The sequence below is a fragment of the Alphaproteobacteria bacterium genome, assembly GCA_030740435.1.
GTDB lineage: Bacteria > Pseudomonadota > Alphaproteobacteria > UBA2966 > UBA2966.
Genome location: JASLXG010000128.1, coordinates 1 through 9,529 on the forward strand (window position 1 = coordinate 1; position 9,529 = coordinate 9,529).

General features: G+C 68.4%; 7 protein-coding genes. 6 read left to right on the plus strand and 1 reads right to left on the minus strand.

Going from position 1 to position 9,529, the window contains the following annotated elements:
• The 5 genes from QGG75_13365 to QGG75_13385 all read left to right on the plus strand — a co-directional run.
• Positions 1 to 1,305: 6-hydroxynicotinate reductase (locus tag QGG75_13365; protein ID MDP6068219.1), on the plus strand; the 1,305-nt coding region annotated here is incomplete at its 5' end.
• Positions 1,302 to 2,147 carry a UPF0280 family protein gene (locus tag QGG75_13370; GenBank protein ID MDP6068220.1) on the plus strand — a complete coding sequence of 282 codons (846 nt, stop codon included), beginning with the start codon at positions 1,302 to 1,304 and terminating at the stop codon, positions 2,145 to 2,147. The genes QGG75_13365 and QGG75_13370, both read left to right, overlap by 4 nt.
• The gene (locus QGG75_13375; GenBank protein ID MDP6068221.1) at positions 2,144 to 4,192 is read left to right on the plus strand and encodes a hydantoinase/oxoprolinase family protein; all 2,049 of its coding nucleotides are present in this window, start codon (positions 2,144 to 2,146) and stop codon (positions 4,190 to 4,192) included. The genes QGG75_13370 and QGG75_13375 overlap by 4 nt, the downstream gene beginning before the upstream one ends.
• On the plus strand, positions 4,189 to 5,922 hold the full coding sequence (locus QGG75_13380) for a hydantoinase B/oxoprolinase family protein (GenBank protein MDP6068222.1): 1,734 nt from the start codon (positions 4,189 to 4,191) through the stop codon (positions 5,920 to 5,922). The genes QGG75_13375 and QGG75_13380 overlap by 4 nt, the downstream gene beginning before the upstream one ends.
• A gap of 199 nt (positions 5,923 to 6,121) precedes the next feature.
• The gene (locus QGG75_13385) at positions 6,122 to 7,306 is read left to right on the plus strand and encodes an MFS transporter (GenBank protein ID MDP6068223.1); all 1,185 of its coding nucleotides are present in this window, start codon (positions 6,122 to 6,124) and stop codon (positions 7,304 to 7,306) included.
• Positions 7,307 to 7,312: 6 nt separating this feature from the next.
• Here the strand turns inward: QGG75_13385 and QGG75_13390 are convergent, their stop codons facing one another.
• Positions 7,313 to 8,407, minus strand: a complete 1,095-nt coding sequence (locus tag QGG75_13390) for a 5-methyltetrahydropteroyltriglutamate--homocysteine S-methyltransferase (GenBank protein ID MDP6068224.1) — start codon at positions 8,405 to 8,407, stop codon at positions 7,313 to 7,315.
• 132 nt (positions 8,408 to 8,539) lie between these two features.
• Between QGG75_13390 and QGG75_13395 the strand changes: the two genes are divergently transcribed.
• On the plus strand, positions 8,540 to 9,307 hold the full coding sequence (locus QGG75_13395; protein MDP6068225.1) for a glucose 1-dehydrogenase: 768 nt from the start codon (positions 8,540 to 8,542) through the stop codon (positions 9,305 to 9,307).
• The last annotated feature ends 222 nt before the right edge of the window (positions 9,308 to 9,529 follow it).

Sequence of the window (9,529 nt, forward strand, 5' to 3'; positions counted from 1 at the left end):
ACGGCCCGGGCCGAGGCACGCGTGCCGTTTCTCAAGGCCAGCGAGGACTGGGACGGCGAGATCATGGCGGGCCAGCGTTTTCTTACCGGTGTCGGCTCGGGCACCACCTATCCCGACTACAAGCCCGCCCCCTTCATCGTCTCGGCCGAGGTCGACGGCGTCGACATGGTGACCGTGGTCTCGGAGGGCATCTTCAGCTACTGCGGCGTCAAGGTGAAGATCGACACCGACCGCCACCTGGGGGCCGAGACCGCTTTGGTGCGCTGTGATGGCGAGGTCATCGGCCACGTCAGCACGGCGGAATACGGCTCGCAAATGCTGGCGCTGGGCGGCGTGCGGCACTTTACCGGCGGCTCGCGGCGCGAGGGCGACGTGACCTGCCGGGCGCTGCTCGAGATGTGCAACGGCCAGCCCGTCGAGCTCACTATCGAGGGCGGCTCGCAAGTGGTGGTCGAGGCCGGCGCCGCTCCCATCGTCGACGGCGCCCCCGAACAGCTCATGCGCGTGGGCTGCGGCTCGGCCACCATCGGTATGTTCGCCCGGCAATGGCACGGCCAGGCCGATGAGGTCATCGTCGTCGACGACCAGATCACCGGCGTGCTCAGCGAACACGTGGCCGGCAAGTTTCTCGGCTTGCCGCCGGCCGGCATTCGCGTCCGCGGCCGGCGCTCGACGCCCGGGCGCTATTTCCAGGTGGCCGAGGCCGGTACCAAGTGGGGCGGCACGACGCTTAGCGACCCGCTGGAGATCATCGAACGTATCGACCCGGAGGTTGCCTGGCCCGGACTCAGGCTGCTGATGGTCTCGACCACCGGCCAGGACGCCGCCTGGTACGAGCTCGACCAGGATCTGCAACCCCAGGCCGCCGAAATGCCGGCGGCCATCAAGGAAACCGCCGAACGCATCGCCGAGAACTGCGAGCCGGCGCTCTCGACGGTGCTTTATATGGCCGGTGCCGGGGGCTCGCTGCGGGCCGGGGTTACGGAAAATCCCGTTCGCCTGACGCGCTCGGTGAAAGACGCCATCGCCCGCGTCACCTGCGGCGGCGCGCCCTGCTACATCTGGCCCGGCGGTGGCATCACGCTGATGGTCGACGTCTCGCGCATGCCGCAGGATTCGTTCGGCTACGTACCGACGCCGGCCCTGGTCTCGCCCATCGAGTTCACGCTGGCGCTGGCGGATTATGCCGCCCTGGGTGGCCACGTCGACAGCGTGGTGCGGCTCGATCAGGTGCTGGCCGAGCACGACTTCGAGACCCGACCGGCCCGGCCCGACAACCCCTGGCCGCTGGACCGCCGGACATGAACGGCGCCCAAGTCCGGCTGCTGCCCGACGGCCGCCTGCACTTGCAGCACGGCCCCATCGACATCATCGCCAAGGCTTTCGGGGCGCCTGAGGCCCTGACCGAGGCCTACGAAAGGACCGCCCGGGCCTTTCAACCGGTACTGCGGACCCTGGCCGACGAACTCGAAGCGCTGCGCCGCCCGGCCCCGGCCCGGCCCGACCTCAGGGGCCCCGTGGCGCGACGCATGGCAGCCGCCGTAGCGCCCCACGCCGGCGGTTTCATAACGCCCATGGCGGCCGTCGCCGGGGCCGTCGCCGATCACCTGCTGGCGGCCCTGGCCGGCCCGGGCGTCAATCGCGCCTACCTCAACAACGGCGGCGATATCGCGTTTTACCTATCACCCGGCAGCGAACTCACGGCCGCCGTCGTCGACGACACCGAGCGCCCCCACGTCGACGCCCGGGTGAGGCTTGCGCACGACCAGCCGGCGCGCGGCCTGGCGACGTCCGGCTGGCGCGGCCGCTCGCAGTCGCTGGGCATCGCCGACGCGGTCACGGTGCTGGCGCCAAGCGCCGCCGCCGCCGACGCCGCCGCCACCATCATCGCCAACGCCGTCGACTGCGACCATGCGGCCATCGAACGCCGCCCGGCGCGCGAATTGCAGCCGGACAGCGACCTGGGCGACAGGCTGGTCACGGTGGCCGTGGCGGAGCTTCCTGGCGGTGCCATCGACGTGGCCCTGGGGCGCGGCCAGGCCCGGGCCGAGGCCATGCTGCGGGCCGGCCTGATCGCAGCCGCCTATCTCGGGCTCAAGGGCCGGCGCCTCACGGTGCTGCCCGACGCCCTCAGCCAGGTGGCATGACCGTCGGAGCCGGCCTCGATGTCGGCGTCGATGTTGGCGGCACCTTCACCGACCTCATCGTGCTCGACAAGGCCAGCGGCGAGGTGCGCATCGCCAAGGTGCTGACCACGCCCGAGAACCAGGCCTTCGGCGTGCTGGCGGCGCTGGACGCGGCGCAAGTATCGCTCAAACGCCTGGAAAGTCTCAACCACGGCACCACGACCACCACCAATGCGCTGCTGGAGCGCAAGATCGCGCGCTGCGGCCTGATCACCACCCAGGGCTTTCGCGACGTTCTCGAACTTGGCCGCCGCACCCGGCCCGAACCTTATGGCCTGCTGGGCAGCTTCGAGCCGCTGATCCCGCGCCAGTTCCGCCTCGAGGTGCCGGAGCGCCTGGACGCCGAGGGCGAGGTCGTAGTGGCGCTCGACGAAGACGCCGTGATCGCCGCCATGGCTCAACTGGCGGCGGCCGGCTGCCAGTCCCTGGTGGTGCATTTCCTGCACAGCTACCGCAATCCGCGGCACGAGGTCCGGGTGCTGGAACTGGCCCGCGAGCACTGGCCCAACCGCTACGTCACCGCCGGGCACCGCATTCTTTCCGAGTTCCGCGAATACGAGCGCGGCACCACGGCCGCCGTCAACGCCGCCGTGCAACCGGTGCTGGCGGCCTACATCGAGCGTCTGCGGCACGAGCTCAAGGGGCGCGGATTTGACCATGAACTGATGGTCATGCAAGGCAACGGCGGCTCCGTCTCGGCCGCCATCGTCAGCGAGGCTGCGGTCCACACCGTGATGTCGGGGCCGGCCTCGGGCGTCATGGCGGCCGCCGCCACGGCCCGGGCGGCCGGTATCGAGCACGTCATCACCTACGACATGGGCGGCACCTCGTCGGACGTGGGCCTGGTACTCGGCGGCGTGCCCCAGGTCACCGCCGAGCTCGATCTGATGTACGCCACGCCGATCCACGTGTCCATGGTCGACGTCCACACCATCGGCGCCGGCGGCGGCTCCATCGCCCGCATCGACGAAGCCGGCATGCTGGTGGTCGGCCCCCAGAGCGCCGGCGCCGACCCCGGCCCCATCTGCTATGGCCGCGGCGGCCGGCAACCCACCCTGACGGATGCCAACCTGGTGCTCGGGCGCCTCGATGCGGACGACCTTTTGGGCGTCGAAAGGCCGGTGGGTCGCGACCAGGTGTGCGATCTCATGGCCCGCGAGATCGGCGCGCCGCTCGCTCTCGACGGCGAACAGGCCGCCGCCGCCATCCTGCGTGTGGGCAACAACCTGATGGCCGGTGCCATCCGCATGGTCAGCCTTTCGCGGGGCCACGATCCGCGCGACTTCAAGCTTTTCGCCTTCGGCGGAGCCGGCCCCATGCACGCCGCAGCGCTGGCCCGCGAGCTCGGCATCCCCGAGGTACTGCTGCCGGCCCGGCCCGGCATCACCAACGCCATCGGCTGCCTCAGCGCCGACGTGCGCCACGATTACGTCAACACGCTCAATGTACTGCTGGCCGATCTCGACATCGATATGGCACGCCAAATTATCGCCCAACAGATTGCCAGCGGACGCCGGACCATCGAGCGCGAGGCGGTGGCCGTCGAAGAGATCGAATTCCTGCACTTTGCCGACCTCCAGTTCCAGGGCCAGACCCATGTCCTGACGATACCGGTGCCGGGCCAGGCGTTGACCGTCGAGGAGCTGCGAAGCGCCTTCGCCGAGGCCTATTGGCGGCGCTTCATGGTCGAGCTGCCGGAGATCAGGCCGTTGCTGGTAAACCTGCACACTGCCGCCATCGGCCGCCGCCCGGGTTTCGATCTGGCCACCCTGGCATCGGGCCATCGCGCGGCGACGCTGGCCGAGGCCGAAATCGCGCATTGGCGCACCTGGTTCAGCGAAGGCTGGGCCGAGACACCGGTCTACGCCCGCGACCGCCTGCCGACCGGGGCCGAGATCCGCGGCCCGGCCATCGTGCGCCAGAGCGACTGCACCTCGGTCATCGAGCCCGGCGACCGGGCCCGCCTCGACGCCATCGGCAACTTGATCGTGCGGGTGGCGCCATGAGCGACCTCGACCCGGTCACCCTGGCGGTCATCCAGAACGGCCTCAAGCAGGTCTGCAACGAGATGGACCTGGCCTTCGTGCGGGCCGCCTTCAGCCCGGTGATCTCGGAGGCGCTGGACCGTTCCGACGGCATCTACGGCCCGCACGACGGGGCTCTGATCGCCCAGGGCGATCTCGGCCTGCCGGTTTTCGTCGGCACCATGCAGTTCGGCACCCGCTACGTCGCCGAACGCATCAAGGACCCACGGCCGGGTGACGTCATCGTGGCCAACGATCCCTACCTGGGCGGCACCCACCTGATGGACGTGCGCTTCTACCGGCCGTTCTTTTACCGGGGCGAGATGCTGTTCTGGCTGGCCAACACCGGGCATTGGCCCGACACCGGCGGCATGGTGCCGGGCGGCTTTTCCGCCAACGCCACCGAGGTCGAACAGGAAGGCCTGAGGCTGCCGCCGGTCAAGCTCTACAAAGAAGGAAAAATCGACGACGAGATCCTGGCCATCATCCTCTCCAACATCCGCATCGCCGACCAGCGCATGGGTGACATCAGCGCCCAGGCCTCGGCCCTGGCGGTGGGCGAGCGGCGGCTGACGGAGCTTTTGGAGCGCTACGGCCGCGATGTCGTGCTCGACAGCATCGCCGAGCTGCGCGGGCGCGCCGCGCGCCAGATGCGGGCCCGCCTCGAGGAAATCCCCGACGCTACTTACCGGGGCCAAGCATTCGTCGATTCCGACGGCGTGGTCGACCAGCCGCTCGACATCCGGGTGCGCATCGAAAAACGCGAGGGCGCGCTTTATTTCGACTTCGCGGGCTCCAGCCCGCCCTGCCGCGGCCCCATGAATTCGGTGCTGGCGACCACCATGTCGTCGGTCTATCTCGCCATCAAGCACATCTTCCCCGAGGTGCCGATCAACGCCGGCACCTTCGAGCCGCTGCACGTGGCCAAGCCCGACGGCACCTTCCTGCACGCCCACTACCCGCGCCCGGTCTCGGGCTGTGCCGCCGAGGTCAGCCAGCGCATCGCCGAGGCGATCTTCGACGCCCTGGTCGAGGCCCTGCCCGAACGCCTGTTCGCGGCGCCCGCCGGCACCTCGGGCAATTTCGCGCTGGGCGGCGTCGATCCCGCCGGCGGGCGGGGCTACGTCATGTACGTGATCTCGGGCGGTGGCTATGGTGGCTCGCGCCACGGCGACGGCCTGAGCAACGGCTGCTCGACCATCGGCATCTCCAAGACCACGCCCATCGAGGTCATGGAACAGCGCTATCCGGTACTGTTCGAGGAATATTCGCTGCACCAGGGCTCGGGCGGCGCCGGCCGCCAGCGCGGCGGCTTCGGGGTGAATTATGCCGTTCGTCTGCGCCGCGGCGAGGCCCGTGCCTCGATGGTCATGGACCACGGCCGCGTCGGCCCCAACGGCGCGCTGGGCGGCCAGGCCGGCGGCGTCAACCGGGTGACGGTGGAGCGCGGCGCCGACACCTACACGCCGCCCCACCTTTCCAAGGCCCAGGATATAGAACTCCAGGCCGGCGACCTGGTGCGCGTCTCGACGCCAGGCGGCGGCGGCTATGGCGATCCCTATGAACGCGACCCCGCGTTGGTCGTGCAGGACCTGGTGCGCGGCTACTACAGCCGCGACCAGGCCCGCGAGCTCTTCGGCGTCGTGGTCGACGAAGACCTGGCCCCTGACCAGGCAGCGACCGCCAAGTTGCGGGCAAGGAAAAAAGACTGAGATTCACCACAGAGACACAGAGGCACAGAGAAGGTTCAGGCCCATGCGCCGGGATTCTTCTCTGAATCTCTGTGCCTCTGTGCCTCTGTGGTAGGCCTGCTAATCCGTTGGGCCGGGCGCCATCAGCCACCTTGAAGCGGTAAAGGTACCTGTCTCCTTTTTGCAAATCGCCTATGCTGGCCACCATGTGGGGGACCCCTTGAGCGACACCACGGCCGGCCGCTTCGGCCCGATCATCCTGCTGATCGGCATCGGCCACGCCGCCAGTCATTTTGCCTTTCTCACCGTGCAGCCGCTGTTTCCGCTGCTCAAGGCCGAGTTCGGCGTGAGCTACGCGGCGCTCGGTCTGATCATGACGGCCATGAGCGTGGCGTCCGGCATCGGCCAGATCCCGGCCGGCTTTTTGGTTGACCGCATCGGCGCCCGGCCAGTGCTGGTGGGCGGTGTGGCGCTCACAGGGCTGGGGATCGCGCTGATCGGCGCGGCGCCGGGCTACTGGGCCATCGTCGCGGGGGCTGCGCTCTCGGGCCTGGGCAACAGCGTCTTCCACCCGGCCGACTACGCCATCTTGAACGGCTCGGTGGCCACGCCGCGCATCGGCCGCGCCTTCAGCCTGCATACCTTCGCCGGCTACGCCGGTTTCGCCGTGGCGCCCATGACCATGACCATCCTGGCGGCGGAATTCGGCTGGCGCCCGGCCGTGATCGTGGTCGGCCTGGCGATCGCCACCATCGCGCTGCCCATGCTGCTCTGGGGCGGCCTGCTGCAGGACGACACCTCGCCCAGCGAGGTCCGGGCCAGCGCGCCGACAACCACGGTGCGCATGCTGCTGGCACCCCAGATCCTCATGCTGTTCGGCTTCTTCACCCTGATGGCCACCATCACCTCGGGCATGCACGCCTTCGCCGTCAGCGCCATGGTCGACTACCACGGCCTGGCGCTGGGCACGGCGAATTCGGTACTCACCGTCTTCCTGGTGGTCTCGACGCTGGGAATTTTGTTCGGTGGCCCGCTGGCCGACCGCACCACGCGCCATGGCTTGGTCACGGCTATTGGCTTGATCCTCGGCGCCATCACGCTGTTCGCCGTGGCCGGGCTGCCGCTGGGCGCCGTGGCGTTGGCCCTGACGCTGGGCTTCGTCGGCTTTTTGCTAGGCGCCATCCGCCCGACGCGAGACATGATGGTGCGAGCGGCCACGCCGCCCGGCGCCTCGGGCCGGGTCTTCGGCTTCGTCATGACAGGCCTCAACGTCGGCGCCGCGGTAACGCCGGTGCTGTTCGGCCTGATCCTCGACACCGGCCGGCCGAATTTGGTCTTCGTGCTGATGGGCGCGGTGCTGGTGCTGTCGCTGGGGACGATCGGGATGGTGAGAAGAAAGGCGTAGCTGGGATTACCCCCAAACCTCCCCCGCCACCTCGACGATCAGCGAGAGCTTCCTTATTTCGTCCTCCTCCGTCACCGGGTTGCCGGCCACCGTCGAGGCAAACCCGCATTGCGGCGACAGCGCCAGGCGGTCCAAGGGCACGACCTGGGCCGCTTCGTCGATGCGGCGTTTTATGTCGTCGGGGTTTTCGAGTTCGGGGGATTTTGTCGTGACCAGGCCGAGCACCACCGACTTTTCTTCCGGCACGAAGCGTAGCGGCGCGAAGTCGCCGGCACGCGGCGTGTCGTATTCGAGGAAAAACGCATCCACGTCGAGGCCCGCGAACATCTTCTCCGCCACGGCGTCGTAGCCGCCCTGGGTCAGCCAGCGGCCCTTGAAGTTGCCGCGGCAGAGATGGAGGGCGACGGTGACGCCGGACGGGCGCTGGCCCAGGCAGGCGTTGATGAGTTCGATGTAGCGCTCGATCAGACCCTCGGCGTCCTCGCCGCCCTCGGCCAGGCGCTGACGTACGTTCTGGTCGCAGAGCATGGCCAGCGGCACCTCGTCGACCTGGACGTAGCGCGCCCCGGCCGCGGCCAAGGCGCCGATCTCGGCCCGGTAGACCAGGGCCAGGTCGGCGAAGAAGGCATCCCTGTCGGCATAGGCCGTTTCGCCATCACCGCCCCAGAAGTGCATGGTCGGCGGCGAAGGGATGGTGATCTTGGGGGTCTCGCAGGTGGTGGCGGCCAGGAAAGCAAATTCTCCGCCCGAGATGCTTTGGCTGCGCGCCACCGGGCCCTCGGCGATGGGGGCCAGGAAGTCTTGTTCCACGCCTTCGGCGTCGCGGAACTTGAAGCGTGCCGGGCGCACGCCAAAACCCTCGACGCTCTCGACGAAGTGGGACCAATAAGACGCCCGACGGAACTCGCCGTCGGTGATGGACCTGAGGCCCAGGTTTTCCTGAAGTTCGACCACGTCGCGGATGCACTGGTCCTGGATGGCGGCGAACTCGGCCTCATCGAGCCGGCCCGCGCCATGGGCCCGGAAGGCCTGGGTGAGTTTCTTGGGGCGCAGCAGGCTGCCGACGTGTTCGGCGCGAAAGGGGGGATTTCTCGGAGCCACGGGCTCGGTCCTCGTTGGAAGTGCCTGGTCAACGAGCGATATAGGTGCCTGGCGGCGCTGGTCCACCCCGCCTTGAACCGCAACTCGCCGCTCTCTATTGTCGCCAGCAGGGTGCGAGACAGAGGAAAAAAAATGTTCCAGTTGACGGACAAGGTGGCGGTGATCACGGGCTCGACCAAGGGCATCGGCCGGGCCATCGCCGAGCGCTACGCCGAATTCGGGGCGCGTGTGGTGATCTCCAGCCGCAAGGCCGACAAGTGCGAGGAAGTGGCCGCCGGCATCCGCGCGAGTGGCGGCCAGGCCATGGCCATTCCCTGCCACATCCGGCACAAGGAACAGCTGCAGAACCTGGTCGACGAGACCAACGCGACCTGGGGCCCGCTCGACGTGCTGGTCTGCAACGCCGCCGTCAATCCCTACTTCGGGCCCTTGGGCGAGATCCCCGACGAGGCCCTCGACCGCACGCTGGAATGCAACATCCGCAGCAACATCTGGCTTTGCAACATGGTCTATCCGCAGATGGCCGAAAAGGGCTCGGGCTCGGTCATCATCATCTCCTCGGTGGGCGGCTACCGCGGCGACGGGGCGCTGGCGGCCTACGCCATCTCCAAGGCCGCCGACTTCCAGGTGGCGCGCAGCCTGGCCGTCGAATGGGGGCCGGCCAACGTGCGCATCAACTGCATAGCACCCGGCCTGGTACGCACCGACTTCGCCCGGGCGCTGTGGGAGAACCCCGAGATCTACGAACGCACGGTGCGCAACGCCCCCTTGCGCCGCATAGCCGAGCCCGACGAGATCGCCGGCGCGGCGGTATATTTGGCTTCCGATTCGGCCGGCTTCATGACCGGCCAGACCATGGTGATAGACGGCGGCGTGACGATAGCGGCGCCCAGGCCGTAAGGAATGGTGCGGCGGACAGGGGGCTTGAAGATTAACCACAGAGGCACAGAGACACAGAGAGGGCTTGGATTGCTTCGCCTAGAATCTCTGTGTCTCTGTGCCTTCTGTAATCGGTTGGTTGATGTCAAGCTCCGAACGCCCTTTGTTTCCGTCTCCGCGGTGATGCCTGCAGGGGCTCCGTTCTTCTGTCCGCAGTCGGCGCCCAGGCTTCCTGCCGGAAGC

What these genes read in the sequence shown, in the direction of transcription:
- QGG75_13370 (MDP6068220.1), top strand. Translation starts at nt 1,302, where the DNA reads ATGAACGGCGCCCAAGTCCGGCTGCTGCCCGACGGCCGCCTGCACTTG.
- QGG75_13380 (MDP6068222.1), top strand. Translation starts at nt 4,189, where the DNA reads ATGAGCGACCTCGACCCGGTCACCCTGGCGGTCATCCAGAACGGCCTC.
- QGG75_13375 (MDP6068221.1), top strand. Translation starts at nt 2,144, where the DNA reads ATGACCGTCGGAGCCGGCCTCGATGTCGGCGTCGATGTTGGCGGCACC.
- QGG75_13395 (MDP6068225.1), top strand. Translation starts at nt 8,540, where the DNA reads ATGTTCCAGTTGACGGACAAGGTGGCGGTGATCACGGGCTCGACCAAG.